Source organism: Streptomyces pseudoechinosporeus (assembly GCF_054783935.1).
Window position 1 is genome coordinate 406,539 of record NZ_BAAGPS010000004.1, and the last position, 19,650, is coordinate 426,188.

General features: G+C 70.3%; 14 protein-coding genes and 1 pseudogene. 8 read left to right on the top strand and 7 right to left on the bottom strand.

The features are described 5' to 3' along the window. Window positions 1–6: 6 nt before the first annotated feature. Window positions 7–273 carry a 30S ribosomal protein S20 gene (rpsT, locus tag ACYVO6_RS06420; protein ID WP_165341355.1) on the bottom strand — a complete coding sequence of 89 codons (267 nt, stop codon included), beginning with the start codon at window positions 271–273 and terminating at the stop codon, window positions 7–9. Window positions 274–557: 284 nt separating this feature from the next. On the opposite strand from rpsT, the gene lepA reads away from it, so the two are divergent. Both lepA and ACYVO6_RS06430 read left to right on the top strand, forming a co-directional pair. Then, window positions 558–2,426 (top strand): translation elongation factor 4, encoded by a 1,869-nt coding sequence (lepA, locus tag ACYVO6_RS06425; RefSeq protein WP_461058128.1) that lies wholly within the window; start codon window positions 558–560, stop codon window positions 2,424–2,426. Window positions 2,427–2,741: 315 nt separating this feature from the next. Next, a complete protein-coding gene (locus ACYVO6_RS06430; RefSeq protein WP_461058130.1) occupies window positions 2,742–4,628 on the top strand; it encodes an AMP-dependent synthetase/ligase in 1,887 nt (628 codons plus the stop codon). Between the two features lie 189 nt (window positions 4,629–4,817). Here the strand turns inward: ACYVO6_RS06430 and ACYVO6_RS06435 are convergent. Next, window positions 4,818–5,435, bottom strand: a pseudogene (locus ACYVO6_RS06435) (HAMP domain-containing protein); the annotation flags it as partial. Between the two features lie 132 nt (window positions 5,436–5,567). On the opposite strand from ACYVO6_RS06435, the gene ACYVO6_RS06440 reads away from it, so the two are divergent. Together ACYVO6_RS06440 and hemW are read left to right on the top strand one after the other, a co-directional pair. Further along, on the top strand, window positions 5,568–7,487 hold the full coding sequence (locus ACYVO6_RS06440; protein ID WP_461058132.1) for a SpoIIE family protein phosphatase: 1,920 nt from the start codon (window positions 5,568–5,570) through the stop codon (window positions 7,485–7,487). Window positions 7,488–7,524: 37 nt separating this feature from the next. Further along, window positions 7,525–8,757 (top strand): radical SAM family heme chaperone HemW, encoded by a 1,233-nt coding sequence (gene hemW / locus ACYVO6_RS06445; RefSeq protein WP_461058134.1) that lies wholly within the window; start codon window positions 7,525–7,527, stop codon window positions 8,755–8,757. A gap of 126 nt (window positions 8,758–8,883) precedes the next feature. On the opposite strand, the gene ACYVO6_RS06450 is transcribed toward hemW, so the two are convergent. Then, window positions 8,884–9,684 carry a DUF3097 domain-containing protein gene (locus ACYVO6_RS06450; protein ID WP_461058136.1) on the bottom strand — a complete coding sequence of 267 codons (801 nt, stop codon included), beginning with the start codon at window positions 9,682–9,684 and terminating at the stop codon, window positions 8,884–8,886. A gap of 43 nt (window positions 9,685–9,727) precedes the next feature. Then, window positions 9,728–10,474 carry an MBL fold metallo-hydrolase gene (locus ACYVO6_RS06455; RefSeq protein ID WP_461058138.1) on the bottom strand — a complete coding sequence of 249 codons (747 nt, stop codon included), beginning with the start codon at window positions 10,472–10,474 and terminating at the stop codon, window positions 9,728–9,730. A gap of 213 nt (window positions 10,475–10,687) precedes the next feature. Between ACYVO6_RS06455 and hrcA the strand changes: the two genes are divergently transcribed. From hrcA to ACYVO6_RS06475, 4 genes are all read left to right on the top strand, one after another. Continuing rightward, window positions 10,688–11,704 carry a heat-inducible transcriptional repressor HrcA gene (gene hrcA, locus ACYVO6_RS06460; RefSeq protein WP_461058140.1) on the top strand — a complete coding sequence of 339 codons (1,017 nt, stop codon included), beginning with the start codon at window positions 10,688–10,690 and terminating at the stop codon, window positions 11,702–11,704. After that, window positions 11,705–12,841 carry a molecular chaperone DnaJ gene (gene dnaJ / locus ACYVO6_RS06465; protein ID WP_461058142.1) on the top strand — a complete coding sequence of 379 codons (1,137 nt, stop codon included), beginning with the start codon at window positions 11,705–11,707 and terminating at the stop codon, window positions 12,839–12,841. Window positions 12,842–13,010: 169 nt separating this feature from the next. Next, window positions 13,011–14,093, top strand: coding sequence for a nitronate monooxygenase (locus tag ACYVO6_RS06470; protein WP_461058144.1), 1,083 nt, complete (start codon window positions 13,011–13,013; stop codon window positions 14,091–14,093). Further along, the gene (locus ACYVO6_RS06475) at window positions 14,093–14,839 is read left to right on the top strand and encodes a 16S rRNA (uracil(1498)-N(3))-methyltransferase (protein ID WP_461058146.1); all 747 of its coding nucleotides are present in this window, start codon (window positions 14,093–14,095) and stop codon (window positions 14,837–14,839) included. The genes ACYVO6_RS06470 and ACYVO6_RS06475 overlap by 1 nt, the downstream gene beginning before the upstream one ends. Before the next feature lie 94 nt (window positions 14,840–14,933). Here ACYVO6_RS06475 and ACYVO6_RS06480 read toward each other — a convergent pair whose 3' ends face one another. From ACYVO6_RS06480 to ACYVO6_RS06490, 3 genes are all read right to left on the bottom strand, one after another. Beyond that, entirely contained in the window at window positions 14,934–18,173 is a 3,240-nt protein-coding gene (locus ACYVO6_RS06480) for a S41 family peptidase (RefSeq protein ID WP_461058148.1), read from the bottom strand. Window positions 18,174–18,218: 45 nt separating this feature from the next. Then, window positions 18,219–18,677 (bottom strand): hypothetical protein, encoded by a 459-nt coding sequence (locus ACYVO6_RS06485; protein WP_461058150.1) that lies wholly within the window; start codon window positions 18,675–18,677, stop codon window positions 18,219–18,221. A 516-nt stretch (window positions 18,678–19,193) separates the two neighbouring features. Then, window positions 19,194–19,643 carry a carboxymuconolactone decarboxylase family protein gene (locus ACYVO6_RS06490; RefSeq protein ID WP_461058152.1) on the bottom strand — a complete coding sequence of 150 codons (450 nt, stop codon included), beginning with the start codon at window positions 19,641–19,643 and terminating at the stop codon, window positions 19,194–19,196. Window positions 19,644–19,650: the final 7 nt, after the last annotated feature.

Sequence of the window (19,650 nt, forward strand, 5' to 3'; positions counted from 1 at the left end):
ACAGGTTCAGCCCTTGAGGGAAGCGACCTGGGAAGCAAGCGCCGACTTCTTGTTGGCGGCCTGGTTCTTGTGGATGACGCCCTTCGAGGCGGCCTTGTCGAGCTGACGCGCGGCAGCGCGCTGCAACTCGGTGGCCTTCTCGACGTCACCCGCGGCAGCGGCCTCACGGGCCTTGCGGATCGCGGTCTTCAGCGAGGACTTCACGGCCTTGTTGCGCAGCCGCGCCTTCTCGTTGGTCTTGATCCGCTTCATCTGGGACTTGATGTTCGCCACGAATGAGCCTTTTCAGGTTCAGGCACACGAGGGCCAGCCTCACATGCCGGTGATTGATCTTCGAGTGGCCCACCGGTGACCCGGCGGAACCGTCTGTGCCTCCCGCAGAGGGCCACCCGCTGAGGGCACCCCAGACGGCATGAGACACAGCTGCTCAGACTAGCAGCCGTAGTCCTACCGGCCCAAACCCGTCGCCGGTCCCCGCCCGTGGGACCATGGAAGCTACGTATCGATCCGACCCGAGCCGCTGACCCCTGCGGATATCTCAAGAATCAGGACCCTGCGTGCCCGCGACCCCTAACAATGTGCCCGAGCCGAGCCGTACCGACCCGGCTCTGATCCGCAATTTCTGCATCATCGCGCACATCGACCACGGCAAGTCCACGCTCGCCGACCGGATGCTCCAGCTGACCGGTGTGGTCGAGCAGCGGCAGATGCGCGCTCAGTACCTCGACCGGATGGACATCGAGCGCGAGCGCGGCATCACGATCAAGTCCCAGGCGGTCCGCCTGCCCTGGGCCCCGACCGAGGACAAGGGCAACACCCACATCCTCAACATGATCGACACTCCGGGGCACGTGGACTTCACGTACGAGGTGTCCCGGTCGCTCGCTGCGTGCGAGGGGACGATCCTGCTCGTCGACGCCGCTCAGGGTATCGAGGCCCAGACCCTCGCCAATCTCTACCTGGCGATGGAGAACGAGCTCACGATCATCCCCGTGCTCAACAAGATCGATCTGCCCGCCGCGCAGCCCGAGAAGTTCGCCGAGGAGCTCGCTCACCTCATCGGATGCGACCCCGGCGATGTCCTCAAGGTCTCCGCCAAGACCGGACTCGGCGTCGAGGCGCTGCTCGACAAGGTCATCGCCGAGGTCCCCGCCCCCGTCGGCGTCAAGGACGCCCCGGCGCGCGCCATGATCTTCGACTCGGTCTACGACTCCTACCGCGGCGTCGTGACGTACGTACGAGTCATCGACGGACAGCTCAACAAGCGCGAGCGGATCCGGATGATGTCCACCGGCGCCACGCACGAGTTGCTGGAGATCGGCACCAACTCGCCCGAGATGCTCCCCGCCGACGGCCTCGGAGTCGGTGAGGTCGGCTACCTCATCACCGGTGTGAAGGACGTCCGCCAGTCCAAGGTCGGTGACACCATCACGACCCTGAGCAAGGGGGCGACCGAGGCGCTCGGCGGTTACAAGGACCCGAAGCCCATGGTCTTCTCGGGCCTGTATCCGCTGGACGGCTCCGACTACCCCGAGCTGCGCGACGCCCTCGACAAGCTCCAGCTCAACGACGCCGCGCTGGTCTACGAGCCGGAGACCTCCGCCGCCCTCGGCTTCGGTTTCCGTGTCGGCTTCCTCGGGCTGCTGCACCTGGACGTGATCCGGGAGCGGCTTGAGCGCGAGTTCGGGCTCGACCTGATCGCCACCGCGCCGAACGTGGTCTACCGCGTGCTCATGGAGGACGGCACCGAACACACGGTGACGAACCCGAGCGAGTTCCCCGAGGGGAAGATCAGCGAGGTGTACGAGCCGGTCGTACGCGCCACGATCCTCGCCCCGAGCGAGTTCATCGGCTCGATCATGGAGCTGTGCCAGACCCGCCGCGGCACCATGCTCGGCATGGACTACCTCTCCGAGGACCGCGTCGAGATCCGCTACACGCTGCCGCTCGCGGAGATCGTCTTCGACTTCTTCGACCAGCTGAAGTCCAAGACCCGCGGCTACGCCTCCCTCGACTACGAGCCCACCGGCGAGCAGACCTCCAGCCTGGTCAAGGTCGACATCCTGCTGCACGGCGACAAGGTGGACGCCTTCTCCGCGATCACCCACAAGGACCAGGCGTACGCATACGGCGTGCGACTCGTGGCCAAGCTGCGCGAGCTCATCCCGCGGCAGGCCTTCGAGGTGCCCATCCAGGCGGCCATCGGCTCCCGGGTCATCGCCCGCGAGACCATCCGCGCCATCCGCAAGGACGTCCTCGCCAAGTGCTACGGCGGTGACATCTCCCGTAAGCGGAAGCTGCTGGAGAAGCAGAAGGAAGGCAAGAAGCGGATGAAGATGGTGGGCTCTGTGGAGGTTCCGCAGGAGGCCTTCATCGCGGTGCTGTCCAGCGAGGAGAACGCGGGCTCCGGCAAGGGCAAGAAGTAGCAGGTGTCATTCCGGGGCAGCCGACCACCGTCACCCCTGGAACTCGGGCACAATGCGGGCTCGTCGCGTTTCGGCGCGACGAGCCCTCCCCCACTCTCGGCTTCGCTCGAGCGGGGGGACCCCCATGCCGTGCGTAAGGTCGCTCAGCGTAGGAGCCTCTTGTAGGAAGTGACAGCCCGCCACCCCTTACACACCGGCGAGTCGCGCTCTACTCTGATCACCACTCGATGGTTACTCGCGAGTTAAACAACGGTCGCGAGTGACGCCACAGCCACAAAGAGCCAGCCGCACACTGTCGCGGGCCCGGAGGATGTCGTGAGCGACACACAAACCCTGATCGAGAACCGTCCGCCGTCCGTGGCGGCCCTCTTCTTGGAGCGCGTGGCGGCCACACCGGACGCCGAGGCCTACCGCTACCCCGTACCCCCCGCATCCGGTGAAGGCCCGGACGACTGGAAGTCGCTGAGTTGGGCGCAGGCCGCCGAGCGGGTCTTCGCCATCTCCGCGGGCCTGATCGAACTGGGCGTTCAGCCCGAGCAGCGCGTCGCGCTCTCCTCCGCCACCCGGGTCGAGTGGATCCTCGCCGACCTCGGCATCATGTGCGCGGGCGCGGCGACGACGACCGTCTACCCGCAGACGAACGCCGAGGAGTCGGCCTTCATCCTCTCCGACTCCGAGAGCAAGGTCCTGATCGCGGAGGACGCCGCACAGCTCGCCAAGGCGCGCGAGAAGCGGGCCGAACTCCCCGAACTCACCCATGTCATCGTCATCGACGGCACCGGCGTGGACTCCTCCCAGGACGAGGGCGACTGGGTACTCACCCTCGCCGAGCTGGAGAAGCGCGGCGCCGCCGTCCTGGAGAAGAACCCCGACCTCGTCAAGGAGAAGGTCGGGGCGATCACCCCCGACCAGCTCGCCACGCTGATCTACACCTCCGGCACCACCGGCCGCCCCAAGGGCGTACGGCTGCCGCACGACAACTGGTCGTACATGGCGAAGGCGACCTCCGCGACCGGGCTGATCAGCGCCGACGACGTGCAGTACCTGTGGCTGCCGCTCGCCCATGTCTTCGGCAAGGTGCTCACGTCCGGGCAGATCGACGTCGGGCACGTCACCGCCGTCGACGGCCGGGTGGACAAGATCATCGAGAATCTGCCGGTGGTGCAGCCGACGTACATGGCGGCCGTACCCCGCATCTTCGAGAAGGTCTACAACGGCGTCGCGGCCAAGGCCCGCGCCGGCGGTCCCGCCAAGTACAAGATCTTCCAGTGGGCGGCGGGCGTAGCGCGCGAGTACGCGAAGGTCAGCCAGGACAACTTCCGCAGGACCGGTACCGCCTCCGTGCCCTTCGGCCTCGGCGCCAAGCACAAGATCGCGGACGCGCTCGTCTACTCCAAGCTGCGCGAGGCCTTCGGCGGCAACCTGCGCGCCTGTGTCTCCGGATCGGCCGCGCTCGCACCCGACATCGGCTACTTCTTCGCCGGCGCAGGCGTGCACATCCTGGAGGGGTACGGACTGACCGAGTCGTCCGCCGCCTCCTTCGTGAACCCGGGGGAGGCGTACCGCACGGGGACCGTGGGCAAGCCGCTGCCCGGCTGTGAGGTGCGTATCGCGGACGACGGCGAGATCCTGCTGCGCGGGCCCGGGATCATGGAGGGCTACCACAAGCTGCCCGAGAAGACCGCCGAAGTGCTGGAGCCGGACGGCTGGTTCCACACCGGTGACATCGGGGAGCTGTCGCCCGACGGCTATCTGAAGATCACCGACCGTAAGAAGGACCTCATCAAGACGTCGGGCGGCAAGTACATCGCGCCGGCCGAGGTCGAGGGCCAGTTCAAGGCGGTGTGCCCGTACGTCTCCAACATCCTCGTGCACGGTGCCGACCGGAACTTCTGCACCGCGCTCATCGCGCTCGACGAGCCGTCCATCCTCGGCTGGGCCAAGGAGAACGGCATGGAGGGCAAGTCGTACGCCGAGGTCGTCGCCGCCCCCGCGACGGTCGAGCTCATCGACGGGTACGTCAAGCAGCTCAACGAAGGGCTTCAGCGGTGGCAGACCATCAAGAAGTTCAAGATCCTACCGCGGGACCTCGACATCGAGCACGGTGAGCTGACGCCGAGTCTGAAGTTGAAGCGGCCGGTTGTCGAGCGGGAGTACAAGCACCTGATCGATGAGATGTACGCGGGCTCCCGAGAGGCGTAGCGCCTCTCGGGAGAGCGGGGAACTGCGATTCGGCTGTTGGCTGCGGGCCGTACGTGGCTGGTCGCGCAGTTCCCCACGCCCCTACGCCCGCGCCTCTCCCGGGGAGCGCACGCCCGCACGTCCTAAAACGGGGCGCTGTTTCCCTCACCAGGGCCCGGAGTTCTCGGACCTGCGTACACAGCTGCGCCAGGCCGTCAGCCGGAACGCCATCGTGTTGACGGCCTCGGTGACGTCCCGCCAGCTCCCGGACAGGCCCGTCACCTTGGCGCGACCGCCCAGCCGTCCCTCCGTGCCGACCTCGCGCGCCACCCGGGTCACCTCTCCGGTGAAGAGGGACAACTGATCGACCATCTTGTTGACGGCTCGCCCCAACCGGCGCAGATCGCCCCGGAGTTGACGGTTCCCGTCACGCAGGTCGACCCGCTGGGTCAGATCGCCGCCCGCCACCGCGTCCAGCACGCGCGTCGCGTTCGCGGCGGGCGCCACCAGCGCGTCGAGCAGCTGGTTCACATCGTCGACCCTGGTCGTCCACCGGCCCTGGCCGGGGCTGGCGGAGAGCCGCTCGTCGAGGCGGCCGTGGCGTACCAGCTCCCGGCGGACGCGCTGTACCTCGGAGTTGAAGTGCGCGTCCCGGCCCATGATCTGGTTGAACACCCTGTTGAGTTCGGCCACCAGACCCTGCCCCGACTCCGGCACCTTCGTGAAGTCGCCGTCCCGCGCGGCGGTCATGGCAGCGAGCAGAGGACGTAGATCTGATGCCCGAATCTGTCCGTCTTGGAGCACATGCGTAGCACTGTTCTCACTCATGCGGGCCCACTTCGGTAACTCGACGCTTATGGGCGGGGTCAGTCTGTCACTCTGTCGATGCCGCCTGAGGCCTATTCGTCCAACTGCTCAGGGAGCCGCACAGTGGGGGCCATACCAACGCGACGGGATGCCATGTCCCGTGCTCCTGACACGCCTGAGCGCCCGCGCCCGACCGCGCGTACGTCGCTGCCGGGCAACCCTCTCGCGCCGGGAGCCGCCCGCCGCTTCGTCCGCACCGCGCTCGCCGAGTGGACCGAACTCGCCCTGCCCGGCGTCGAGTTCATCACCGACCGGCTGGTCAACGACGCCGTGGTGGTGGTCAGCGAACTCGTCACCAACGCGGTCGTGCACGCCGGCACGGACGTAGACCTTCAGACGCGCATCGAGGCCGCCGAGTCCGCCGAGGCCGCCGAGGACGCTGACGGGGGACCGGCCGGTGTGCTCGTCATCGAGGTCGCCGACCACCACCCCGCGCGCGTGGTGCGCGACGACGGCGTAGAGCGGTCGTCCGACACCGTCGAGTACGGGCGCGGTCTGCGGCTCGTCTCCGCGCTCGCCGAGTCCTGGGGCATCACCTACCGCACCGGCACCAAGACCGTGTGGGCGCGGCTACCCGTCGAGGGGGTCGCGCCTGTCGAGGAGACGGCCGAGCCAGAGGCGTACGCCGGTGAACACGCCCTGCTGCGCGGGGTGCGGGCCGCCGAGATCCTCACCCCCGCGCCCCGGCGCGGCATACCGCTGCAGGACCGGGAATGGCTCAACCGCGGCGCCCTCTGCTTTCTCGCCGAGGCCTCCGACCTGCTCGCCGGACAGCTCGACGAGGACCTGGTCGCCGCGCTCACCGGGCAACTGCTCGTGCCACGGCTCGCCGACTGGTGCGCGGTGTGGCTGGAGGACGAGGCCCCGGGCCGGTCCGACTGGGGTCTCCTCGGCGGGCAACGGCTCGCCCGCGTCTGGCACGGCAGCGAGAACCGCATCGAGGAACTGCGTCTGCTCCTGGAGAAGGACCCGCCGCGCGTGCCCGACTCGGCGGGCTCAGGACCCGTCCCCGTGCGCTGGCCCGGCGAAGCGCTCGGCGGGCGCGCCGACGGCGGGACGGCACTCGCGTACCGGCTGATCGCGGGCGGCCGGCCGCTCGGCACGCTCGTCATCGGGCGGGCCGGGCTCGTCCGCTTCCCCGACGAGATCACCGGGCTCGTCGAGGACCTCAGCCGCCGGGTCTCGCTCGCCATCGGGGCGGCCCGGCAGTACGCGCGCCAGGCCACCATCAGCCGCGTACTGCAGCGTGGCCTGCTGCCCGGGGCGGTCGCCGAGATACCGGGCGTACGCAGCGCGCTCGTGTACGAACCGTGCGACAAGGGCGGGCCGAGCGGTGACTTCTACGACCTGTTCCCGGCCGGGGACGGACGCTGGTGCTTCGCGCTCGGCGACGTCCAGGGCAAGGGGCCCGAGGCCGCCGTCGTCATCGGCCTCGCCCGGCCCTGGCTGCGGCTGCTCGCCCGCGAGGGCTACCAGGTGCCCGACGTCCTCGACCGCCTCAACCAGCTGCTCCTCGACGACGCGACCGAGGCCGCGGACGCCGCCGCCCGTTCCCTGGTGGCGGCCGGCGGCTCCGGCCTTGCCGACGAGGGTCCGCAGAACCGGTTCCTCTCCCTGCTGTACGGCGAGCTGGTGCCCTTCGACGGCGGTGTGCACTGCACCCTCGCCTCCGCCGGGCATCCGCTGCCGCTGGTCCTGGAACCCTGCGGCTCGGTGCTGACCGAGGTGGCCCAGCCGCAGACGCTCCTCGGCGTCTTCGAGGACGCCACGTACACCTGCGGCAGCTTCGAGCTGCGCCCCGGCGACAGCCTCCTGTGCGTCACGGACGGGGTGACGGAGCGGCGCAGCGGGACCCGCCAGTTCGACGACTCCGACGGTCTCGCCACCGTCCTCAGCGGCTGCGCGGGGCTGAGCGCCGAGCTGATCGCGGAGCGGGTCCGGCGACTGGTGCACGAGTTCGGGCCGAAGCCGCCGGAGGACGATCTCGCGCTGCTGGTGCTGCAGGCGGAGTAGGCCGGGGGACTCGCGGCGGTGCTGGACAATGGAAGGCATGCCTTCCGCACTTCCCGACGGCGAGCCCGTCCCCCACGACGGGACGCTCCCCGCGCACGCCCTGGCGGGCGCGGCCTCGCGCCCCCTCGGGTTCTATCTGCACGTGCCGTACTGCGCGACGCGCTGCGGCTACTGCGACTTCAACACGTACACCGCGACCGAGCTGCGGGGCAGCGGGGGCGTCCTCGCCTCCCGAGACAACTACGCCTCGACCCTGATCGACGAGGTCCGCCTCGCCCGCAAGGTCCTGGGCGACGACCCCCGCCCGGTGCGCACGGTCTTCGTCGGCGGCGGCACGCCCACGCTGCTGGCCGCCGATGATCTCGTACGGATGCTGGGGGCGATCCGGGAGGAGTTCGGGCTCGCGGAGGACGCGGAGATCACGACGGAGGCGAATCCGGAGTCGGTGGATCCGGCGTATCTGGCCGCACTGCGGGCCGGGGGCTTCAACCGGGTCTCGTTCGGGATGCAGAGTGCTCGCCGGCATGTGCTGAAGGTGCTGGACCGTACGCATACGCCCGGGCGCCCCGAGGCGTGCGTCGCCGAGGCGCGGGCGGCGGGGTTCGAGCACGTGAACCTCGACCTGATCTACGGGACGCCGGGGGAGTCGGACGATGACTGGCGGGCGTCGTTGGAGGCGGCTCTGGGGGCAGGGCCGGACCATGTGTCGGCGTACGCGTTGATCGTCGAGGAAGGGACGCAGCTGGCCCGCCGGATCCGCCGGGGCGAGGTCCCGATGACGGACGACGACGTCCACGCGGACCGGTACCTGATCGCGGACGAGGTGCTGGCGGGGGCGGGGTTCGACTGGTACGAGGTGTCGAACTGGGCCACGTCGGCCGCCGGGCGGTGCCTGCACAACGAGCTGTACTGGCGGGGGGCCGACTGGTGGGGGGCCGGGCCGGGGGCGCACAGCCATGTGGGAGGTGTGCGGTGGTGGAACGTGAAGCATCCGGGGGCGTATGCGAGCGCCTTGGCGGCGGGCAAGTCGCCTGGCGCCGGGCGTGAGCTCCTCTCCGAGGAGGACCGCCGGGTGGAGCGGATCCTGTTGGAGCTACGGCTCCGGGAGGGCTGCCCGTTGTCCTTGCTGAGGCCGGACGGGCTCGCGGCGTCCCGGCGGGCGCTGGCTGAGGGGCTTCTGGAGACGGGCCCGTACGACGAGGGCCGCGCGGTTCTCACACTGCGGGGGCGGCTGCTTGCGGACGCGGTGGTGCGGGACCTGGTGGACTGACCGGCCAACCCCGCGTCGGCGGGGACAACGACCTGCTCGGCCGGGTCGACGAACTGATCGGCGGACAACCTCCGCATAGGCGGAGACCTGTCCACCAGTCCCGCCCTGTCAACGCATCGAGCAGCTTCAAGGCACGGTCACGTGGTCGATGAGTCGCTCAACGCTGCCCAGCAGCGCCGGCTCCAGATCCCTGTACGAGCGCACGGAGCCAAGGATCCGCCCCCACGCCGCCCCCGTGTTCTCCGGCCAGCCCAGCGCCCGGCAGACGCCCGTCTTCCAGTCTTGCCCGCGGGGGACTCGGGGCCACGCCGCGATGCCCACCGACGCGGGCTTCACGGCCTCCCAGACGTCGATGTACGGGTGGCCGACGACCAGGGCGTGCTCACTCGTCACCGCCTCCGCGATACGGGACTCCTTGCTGCCCGGCACCAGGTGGTCGACCAGGACCCCCAGGCGGGCATCGGGGCCGGGGGCGAAGTCCTCGACGATGGACGGGAGGTCGTCGATGCCCTCCAGGTACTCCACGACCACGCCCTCGATGCGCAGGTCGTCGCCCCACACCTTCTCGACCAGTTCCGCGTCGTGGCGGCCCTCCACGTAGATGCGCCCGGCACGGGCCACGCGGGCGCGGGCGCCCGGGACGGCCACCGAGCCGGAGGCCGTACGGGTGGGGCGTACCGGCGCCGACGACGGACGTACGAGCGTGACCACCCGGCCCTCCAGCAGGAAGCCGCGCGGCTCCAGCGGGAACACACGGTGTTTGCCGAAGCGGTCCTCCAGCGTGACCGTGGCCGCCTCGCAGCGGATCACGGCGCCGCAGAAGCCGGTGCCGGGCTCCTCGACGACCAGGCCCGGCTCTGCCGGGACCTCCGGTACGGGCCCGCGCTTCTTCCAGGGAGGGGTCAGGTCCGGTGAGTACTGGCGCATTCGGCTGACGATACCTTTACGACCGTCACGGCACGTACGACACTCACGACACCCCGAAACGCCTTGCCAGCGCGTCCCGTTGGGCCCGTACGAAGCCCGCGTCCACCGCGGCGCCGTGCCCGGGGACGTACACCGCGTCCTCGCCGCCCAGGCCGAGCAGCCGGTCCAGGGCCGCGGGCCAGTGGGACGGTACGGCGTCGGGGCCGGCCTGGGGTTCGCAGGACTCCTCGACCAGGTCGCCGCAGAAGACGATCTCGGGGGCGGGATCCGCGCCGGGCCTGCCGGGGACCAGGACGGCCAGATCGTGGAGCGTATGGCCGGGGCCCACGTTCGCCAGCAGGACCTGGCGGCCGCCGCCCAGGTCCAGGGTCCACTCGCCGGACACCAGGTGCCGCGGCCGGACGAGGAGATCCGCGGCTTCGGCCGCCTCGCGCGGATCGGCGCCGTTGCGTACGGCGTCCGCGCGCAGCTCTTCGCGGTCGTGAACGAGCACCCGGTCCACGCCCACCGCCCCGAAGACCTCGACCCCCGCGAACGCCGCCGCCCCGAGGACATGGTCGAAGTGGGGATGCGTGAGCGCGAGATGGGTGACCCTGCGACCCCCGAGGAGCCGTTGCGCCTCCGTGCGCAGCCGTACGCCCTCCCGGACGCTCGACCCCGCGTCGATCATGAGCGCCGCCCCCTCGCCCACGACCAGCCCGACCGTGCAGTCCCACATGGGAAGACGGCACCGTCCGACTCCGGGGGCCAGTTCCTCCCACCCCGACTCCGCCCAGACCGTGTTCAGCATCCCGCGGGCTCTTCCCAAGTCACCGTCATGCAACGACGCTAGCTGTATGTCCCCGACAGAGCAGGACATGCCCGTACACCTCGGGTCAGCGGCCCAGGTCCGCCCTTGCCGGGGCCGTACCCGACGGCCGTACACTTGAGCCGGGATGCTGGCACTCGTGCGCGCTGAGTGCCAGGCGAAGGCCACGGGAAAGACCAGCTGGAGGTGTGCGCGATGCTCAGTGAACGCAGGCTCGAAGTGCTCCGCGCCATCGTCCAGGACTACGTGGGCACGGAAGAGCCGGTGGGTTCCAAGGCGCTCACCGAGCGGCACAACCTCGGAGTCTCCCCGGCGACCGTGCGCAACGACATGGCGGCGCTGGAGGACGAGGGCTACATCGCGCAGCCGCACACCAGCGCCGGACGCATTCCCACGGACAAGGGCTATCGCCTCTTCGTCGACAAGCTCGCGGGCGTCAAGCCGATGACGGCGCCCGAGCGACGGGCGATCCAGAACTTCCTCGACGGCGCCGTCGATCTGGACGACGTGGTGGGGCGGACCGTACGGCTGCTGGCGCAGCTCACCCGGCAGGTCGCGGTGGTGCAGTATCCGTCGCTGACGCGCTCGACGGTGCGGCACGTGGAGCTGCTGGCGCTGGCTCCGGCCCGCGTCATGCTCGTACTGATCACGGACACCGGGCGGGTCGAGCAGCGCATGGTCGACTGCCCGGCGCCGTTCGGGGAGACGTCTCTGGCGGATCTACGCGCGCGGCTCAACAGCCGGGTCGCGGGCCGCCGTTTCACGGACGTCCCGCAGCTGGTGCAGGACCTGCCGGAGGCCTTCGAGGCCGAGGACCGCGGCACGGTCTCGACGGTGCTCTCCACCCTCCTGGAGACGCTCGTCGAGGAGACCGAGGAGCGGCTGATGATCGGCGGCACCGCCAATCTCACCCGCTTCGGACATGACTTTCCCCTCACGATCCGGCCCGTCCTGGAAGCATTGGAGGAGCAGGTCGTCCTCCTCAAACTCCTTGGCGAGGCAAGCGATTCGGGCATGACGGTGCGCATCGGTCATGAGAACGCCTATGAGGGACTCAACTCCACATCGGTCGTCTCTGTCGGTTACGGTTCGGGCGGCGAGGCAGTAGCCAAACTCGGCGTGGTCGGACCGACCCGCATGGATTACCCGGGAACGATGGGAGCGGTACGAGCGGTGGCACGGTACGTCGGACAGATCCTGGCGGAGTCGTAAGTGGCCACGGACTACTACGCCGTACTCGGCGTGCGCCGCGACGCGTCACAGGACGAGATCAAGAAGGCCTTCCGGAGACTCGCACGCGAGCTGCATCCGGACGTCAATCCCGATCCGAAGACGCAGGAGCGGTTCAAGGAGATCAACGCCGCGTACGAGGTGTTGTCGGACCCGCAGAAGAAGCAGGTCTACGACCTCGGCGGCGACCCGCTGTCCCAGGCGGCCGGTGGCGGCCCGGGCGGCTTCGGCGCGGGCGGCTTCGGGAACTTCTCGGACATCATGGACGCGTTCTTCGGTACGGCGTCCCAGCGCGGCCCGCGCTCGCGCACCCGTCGCGGCCAGGACGCGATGATCCGCCTGGACGTCGAGCTCGACGAGGCGGCCTTCGGGACCACGAAGGACATCCAGGTCGACACGGCCATCGTCTGCACCACGTGCAGCGGCGAGGGCGCGGCTCCGGGGACCTCGGCCCAGACGTGTGACATGTGCCGTGGCCGCGGTGAGGTCTCGCAGGTCACGCGGTCCTTCCTCGGCCAGGTCATGACGTCCCGGCCCTGCCCGCAGTGCCAGGGCTTCGGCACGGTCGTACCGAACCCGTGCCCGGAGTGCGCGGGCGACGGACGCGTACGCTCCCGCCGGACCCTGACCGTGAAGATCCCGGCCGGTGTCGACAACGGCACGCGGATCCAGCTCGCCGGAGAGGGTGAGGTCGGTCCCGGTGGCGGGCCCGCCGGTGACCTCTACGTCGAGATCCACGAGGTCCCGCACCCTGCCTTCCAGCGCCGTGGCGACGATCTGCACTGCACGGTCACCCTCCCGATGACCGCGGCGGCGCTCGGTACGAAGGTTCCGCTGGAGACGCTCGACGGCATGGAGGAGATCGACATCCGCCCCGGCACCCAGTCCGGCCAGTCGATCCCGCTGCACGGCCGCGGTGTCACGCATCTGCGCGGCGGCGGTCGCGGCGACCTCGTCGTGCACGTCGAGGTCCAGACCCCGAGCAAGCTGGACGTGGAGCAGGAGCGGCTGCTGCGCGAGCTGGCGAAGCTGCGGGGGGAGGAGCGGCCTACGGGGCAGTTCCAGCCAGGGCAGCAGGGTCTGTTCTCGCGGTTGAAGGACGCGTTCAACGGGCGCTGATGGCAGGTCCTTCTCGCGGCTGGAGTACGCCTGCGGGGGGCTCTGAGCGCGGCTTGTTCTCGTGCCTGGAGGGCTTGGCCGTACGTGCTGACCGACGCCCATTCCCCTGGCGTATGCCGGGTGGAAGGCCGGATTCGGTCCTCTTGGAGGGACGTGACAACATGCCGTCATGTCCTCCGCACTGACCGATCTTTTCCCCCTACCGATCGTGCAGGCCCCGATGGCGGGCGGCGTCTCCGTGCCGCAGCTCGCCGCGGCCGTGTCCGAGGCAGGGGGGCTGGGTTTTCTCGCCGCCGGCTACAAAACGGCCGACGGCATGTACCAGGAGATCAAGCAGCTGCGTGGGGCGACGAACCGGCCCTTCGGCGTGAACCTCTTCATGCCGCAGCCCGAGTACGCCGACCCCGCCGCCGTCGAGGTCTACGCCAACCAGCTCGCCGGCGAGTCCGCCTGGTACGAGACCAAACTGGGCGATCCCGACAGCGGACGCGACGACGGCTACGACGCCAAACTCGCCGTGCTGCTCGACAACCCGGTGCCGATCGTCTCCTTCCACTTCGGCTGCCCCACGCGCGAGGTCCTGGACTCCCTCGCCCGCGCCGGCACGTTCACCATGGTCACCGCGACCACCGTCGAGGAGGCGCAGTCCGTGCAGTGGGCGGGCGCCGACGCGGTGATCGTGCAGGGCGTGGAGGCGGGCGGCCACCAGGGCACCCACCGCGACAACCCCGAGACGGACGGCTCCGGCATCGGGCTGCTCTCCCTGATCGCACAGGTCCGCGAGGCCGTGCAGATTCCGATCGTCGCGGCCGGCGGCATCATGCGCGGCAGCCAGATCGCCGCCGCGCTCGCCGCGGGCGCCACCGCCGCCCAGCTCGGCACGGCCTTCCTCGCCACGCACGAGTCCGGCGCCAACGCCCTGCACAAGCAGGCGCTGACCAACCCCCTCTTCGTCCGTACGGAGCTGACGCGCGCCTTCTCCGGCCGCCCGGCCCGCGGCCTGCTGAACCGCTTCATGCGCGAGCACGGGCCGTACGCGCCCGTCGCGTACCCCCAGATCCACCACCTCACCTCCGGTCTGCGCAAGGCGGCGGCCAAGGCGGGGGACGCGCAGGGGATGGCGCTGTGGGCGGGGCAGGGGCACCGGCTCGCCCGCGATCTGCCGGCGCAGCAGCTGGTCGAGGTGCTCGCGGACGAACTGGTCGCGGCGAAGGCGGCCCTGGCGGCTTTGCCCGGCGGGGGTGCCGTCTGATGACCGCGCCGGTGTTCGTGGTGGACACGGTGCCGGCCGGCCCGGAGTTCGTCCTCGACGGCCCCGAGGGACGGCACGCCGTGTCCGTCAAGCGACTCCGGCCGGGCGAGGACGTGGTGCTCACGGACGGCCGCGGGCTCTGGACGGAAGGCGTGGTGAAGGCGGCCGAGGGCAAGGACCGGCTGGTGGTCACCGAACTCCACGAGGTCCACGAGGAGCCGGAGCCGACGCCCCGTATCACCGTCGTCCAGGCCCTCCCGAAGGGCGACCGCGGCGAACTCGCCGTCGAGACGATGACGGAGACGGGCGTCGACGAGATCGTCCCCTGGTCTGCCTCCCGCTGCATCACGCAGTGGAAGAGCGACCGTGGCCTCAAGGCCCTCGCCAAGTGGCGGGCGACGGCGAGGGAGGCGGGCAAACAGTCGCGCCGGGTCCGCTTCCCCCGCATCACGGACCCGATGACGACCAAGCAGGTCGCCGCACTTCTCACCACGGCGGACTTCGCGGCGGTCCTCCACGAGGACCGCTTCCACCCGAGCGAGCCGCTCGCCACCGCCGAACTCCCCACGTCCGGCTCGATCGTGCTCGTGGTGGGGCCCGAAGGGGGCGTATCTCCCGAGGAGTTGGAGGTCTTCGCTCAGTCGGGCGCGAGGGCGTACCGGCTGGGGCGCAGTGTGCTGCGTACGTCGACTGCGGGCACGGCGGCGACGGCGCTGCTGCTGGGGCGTACGGGGCGGTGGGCCTGACGGGCCTTCAGCGCCACGCTTCTCTCCACGCCGAGGGCCTGCGAGAGTTTGCCGTCTCGCAGGCCCTTACGCCCTGTGCCTCCCAGTACTCCCGTCACTCACTCCCAGGCAAAGGCGGAGCCGTCTTCGCCGGGTTCTCCGTCAGCGCCGCCAGCGCGATGCGGATCGCCTCGTCCAGTTGGACGTCGCGTCCCGCCGCGTAGTCCTGTGGCGCCTGGACCACCTCGACGTCCGGATCGACGCCGTGGTTCTCCACGCCCCACTCGTAACCCTCCAGCCAGAACGCGTACTTGGGCTGCGTGACGAGCGTGCCGTCGACGAGGCGGTAGCGGCTGTCGATGCCTACGACGCCGCCCCAGGTGCGCGTACCGACCACCGGTCCGATGCCGAGCGCCTTGATCGCGGCGTTGACGATGTCGCCGTCCGAGCCGGAGAACTCGTTGGCGACGGCGACGACCGGGCCGCGCGGCGCGTCCTCGGGGTAGCTGTACGGGCGCATTCCGCGCGGCAGGTCCCAGCCGACGATGCGTCTCGCGAGCTTTTCGACGACGAGCTGGGACGTATGGCCGCCGCGGTTCTCGCGGAGGTCGACGACCAGGCCCTCCTTGGCGACCTCGATCCGCAGGTCGCGGTGGAGCTGCGCCCAGCCGGAGCCGACCATGTCGGGCACGTGGAGGTAGCCGAGCCGTCCCTCGGACTTCTCGTGGACGTACGCGCGCCGGTCGGCGACCCACGCGTGGTAGCGCAGCGGCTCCTCGTCGGAGATGGGGACGACCACGGCGTGGCGTGGATCGCCGCCGCCGGACGGGGAGATGGTCAGCTCGACCGGCTTTCCGGCCGTACCGACGAGCAGCGGGCCCGGCCCGGTCACCGGGTCGACCGGCCGCCCGGAGACGGCGACGATCGCGTCCCCGGCGCGCACCGCGACGCCGGGCGCGGCGAGCGGCGCCTGCGCGTCCGGGTCGGAGGTCTCCGACGGCAGGATCCGGTCGATACGCCAACTGCCGTCCTCGTGACGGGAGATGTCCGCGCCGAGCAGCCCCTGCCGCTCCCCGCCGCCGAAGCCGCCGCGCGGAGTGACGTACGCGTGCGACGTGCCGAGCTCGCCCTGCACCTCCCACAGCAGGTCCACCAGGTCGTCGTGCGCGGCGACCCGGTCGAGCACCGGCCGGTAGCGGTCGAGTACGCCGTCCCAGTCGACCCCGCTTAGGTCCGGCCGCCAGAAGTTGTCGCGCATGAGGCGGCCGGCCTCGTCGTACATCTGCCGCCACTCGGCGGCCGGGTCGACGCTCTGGCGGACCCGCGACAGGTCGACGGTGATGTTGGTGTCGCTCTCGTCGTCGTTCGAGGCTCGCCGGTCGCTCGGTACGACCTTGAGCTTGCCGTCGGTCCACAGCAGGATCCGCTTGCCGTCGCCGGTGACCGCGAAGTGGTCGGCGTCCGAGGCGAGATGCTCGATGCGCTGCTGGACGAGGTCGTAGCGCTCGAGGTCCGTCTTCGGGTCCGGGTCGTCCGGGGTGGCGCGGGAGGCGCCGAGTACGCCGCGCACCGGGTGGCGCAGCCACAGCACGCCGTCCTTGGCGGCGCGCAGCTGCGAGTAGCGGGCGGCCTCGACGGGGAACGGCACGATGCGGTCGGCGAGTCCGTCCAGGTCGATACGGGTCGTGGGGGCGCCCTCGCTGTCGGGCGTCTCCTCCTTGTCGGGGGCGTCGAAGGGACGGCCGTGCCGCTGCGGCCCGAAGGGGGAGGGGGTGGTGGCGGCGAGCGTGATGAGGTGCGGCCGCGAACCGCCGACGAAGGCCAGGTCGAAGACGTGCTCGTCGTAGACCGGGTCGAAGGAGCGCGCCGACAGGAAGGCCAGGTGCTTGCCGTCCAGCGTGAACGCGGGCGCGTAGTCCCGGAACCGGAGCGGGGTCGCCTCGGTCACCGACAGGTCGGCGGTGTTGGCGAGCTTGAGCTGGCGCAGCGGGCGCGGGCCGGGATGCGACCAGGCCAGCCAGGCCGAGTCGGGCGAGAACACCAGCCCGGAGACATCGCCGTCCTCGCTGCGGTCGACCTCCCGTACCTCTCCCGTCTCCCGCTCGACGAGCAGCACCCGCCCGTCGTGCGAGGCCACGGCGGCGCGGCTGCCGTCGGGCGCCACCGCGAGCCCGAGCACCCTGCCGAGCTGCCCGGCGGCGAGCCGACGCGGTGTCGCACCGGGTGCGGCCCCGGTGGCGGGCGCGAACTCCAGCGCGTCCTCGCCCTCCGCGTCCGTCACCCACACCACATGCTCCTCGCCGTCCACGCGGAACGTACGCGGCAGCCGCGCCCGTACGCCCTGCTCCGCGGCCAGCGCCCGAGCGGGCCCCGAACGGTGCGTGACCCAGTGGACGGCGCCGCGCACGGCGATCGCGCTGCCGCGTCCGGTGTGGTCGGGCGCGCCCGCTCCGAACCAGCGGGACGCGTTCACGGGATGCGGCTGCAGATCGACACGCTGCCCACCGAGCCGGATGTCGAGCCGCCGCGGCTCGGCCCCGTCCAGGTCGTCGAGGATCCACAGCTCACCGGCGGACGCGTACACGACGCGCGTCCCGTCGGTCGCCGCATGCCGGGCATAGAAGCCGTCAACTGCCGTGTGCCGCCGCAGATCCGACCCGTCGGCGAGAGACGAGTACACAGCCCCCACACCTTCGTGATCGGAGAGAAAGACGACCCGATCCCCCACCCACGACGGGTACTCGATGTTCCCGTCCAGCTCCTCATGCAGCCGTACGAACTCACCGTCGCCCTCGCGATCGATCCACAGCTTGCCCGCCGTACCGCCCCGGTACCGCTTCCACCAGGCGGCCTCGCGTCCCATGGGCGCGGACAGCAGGACGACGCCGTCGCCAGGGCCGTGGGCGACGCCGCCAACAGGCCCGTACGGAAGGGTGGTTGAGGGTCCGCCGTCGAGCGGTACGGCCCGCGCCCAGCTGCGCCGCAGGCTGGCCTGTCCGTAGGTGCTGAGCGCGAGCACTTGGCCGTCCGGGGTCCAGCCGCGTACCTGGGTCCGCCAACTGCCCCAGTGCGTAAGGCGCTTGGAGGGACCGCCGTCGATGGGGGCGATGTGCACCTCGGGGGCGCCGTCGCGGGTGGACGTCCAGGCGAGGGACGTACCGTCCGGGGAGATGCGCGGATGGTTCACCGGGACGTTGTCGGCACTGACCCGCCAGGCGCGACCGCCGTCGAGGGGCGCGACCCAGACGTCGTCCTCGGCGGTGAAGGTGATCAACTCGCCATGGAGATGCGGATACCGGAGATACGCCGAGGACGCAGCGGAGGCATGGGATGCAGCGGATGCGGTCTGTGTCACCCGATCACCCTATGCAGCGGTTCTTCCTCCGGCCAGAGCTTTGGATCACTTCCCCTGATGGCAGGAGCAGGTGGGGCTCGGGCGCTCGGTGACCGTGGTGGTCACGGTGACGGTGGGCCCAGGGGGCGACGTCTCGTGGTCGACGGGCGGGGTGGAGCCGTGATCGTCGTCGGGTGGTGACGGGGTGGGCGCGGCGGTGGTCGGGTCGGCCGCATCGCAGTTCCCGAGCACATCTGCCCTGAACCACTCCTTGCCGCCGACCCTGGCGATCAGATCCCCCCGCACACACTTCCCGTCGACCTCCTGCGTCACCTTTCCCTTGATCGTGATGTCCCGCCCCTCCTTGTCCTCGCCCACACAGTCGACGGTCGCCACACTCCGCGCATTCGGCGAATTCCCGGCGGTCGCGCTTTCCCCGTACGAGGCCGTGCAGCTGACCCACCGCACATCGACACCCTGCCGCTCGAGCTCCCGGGTCCCGACCTGATCGGTGGTGATGGCCACGGCGGCGGAATTGATACCGTCCCCCGGCTCACACCCGACGACTCCCATGACGGCAACCACCGCGACCCCGGCCACGACCGGGCCGCGCCGCCCCCGTAAGCCATGCCGTATACGCCTCAATGCCCCCATAGGCGGCAGGGTGCCACTACGGCCGGGGGTGCGGTAGACCGCATGCGGCCACGCTGGGTGCGGGTGGGGTTCTTCACCCTCCCCTTTCGTAGAAGTCACACAGGAGGGTTGCAGGCCGCCCATCTCATTCGCCGCACTCGCCACTCCTTCCACTTCGTAACAGGATTTCAGCCAGGGCCAGTTGGCGGGGCGAGATGCCCTAAGCGGTATGGCGAAGTCGAGTACTGATTCTTTGGCCGCTCAGGCCCACGACCAGGAGGAATAGTAAAGACCTGTGGATCGGGGTGCCTGTAACGAATGCCACGGACTCCGGAGTTTCGGTCTGTGGGGGCGTCATCCCTTGACGTTGGGAAGGCGCGGCCTCCGGGGGATGACGCCCCGCCCGGCTCACCAGGTCTTGCCCGCCTGCTCCCGGACCGTGCGGTTGATCCGGTTGAAGAAGTTGGTCATCGCGATCTCCAGGGTGATCGCGCCCAGCTGCTCCTCGCTGAAGTGGTCGGCGGCGGCGTCCCAGATCTCGTCGGTCACGCCCGGTGCGCCGTCCTGGAGCCGGGTGGCGGCCTCGGTCAGGGCGAGGGCCGCCCGCTCCTCCTCGGTGTAGAAGGGCGTCTCGCGCCACGCGACCACGTTGTGCAGCCGCTCGTCTGTCTCACCGGCCTTCCGCGCCGACTCGATCGAGGCGAAAATGCACGGGCTGCAGCCGTTGATCTGGCTGGTCCGCAGGTGGACCAGCGACAGCAGGCGTTTGTCGACGCCCCCGGCGTGAATCGCCTTGTAGAGGTGCTGGATCGCTGTGATCACGTCGGGGTTCGCCGGGCTTGTCATGCGTGCTTCCATCGGTGTT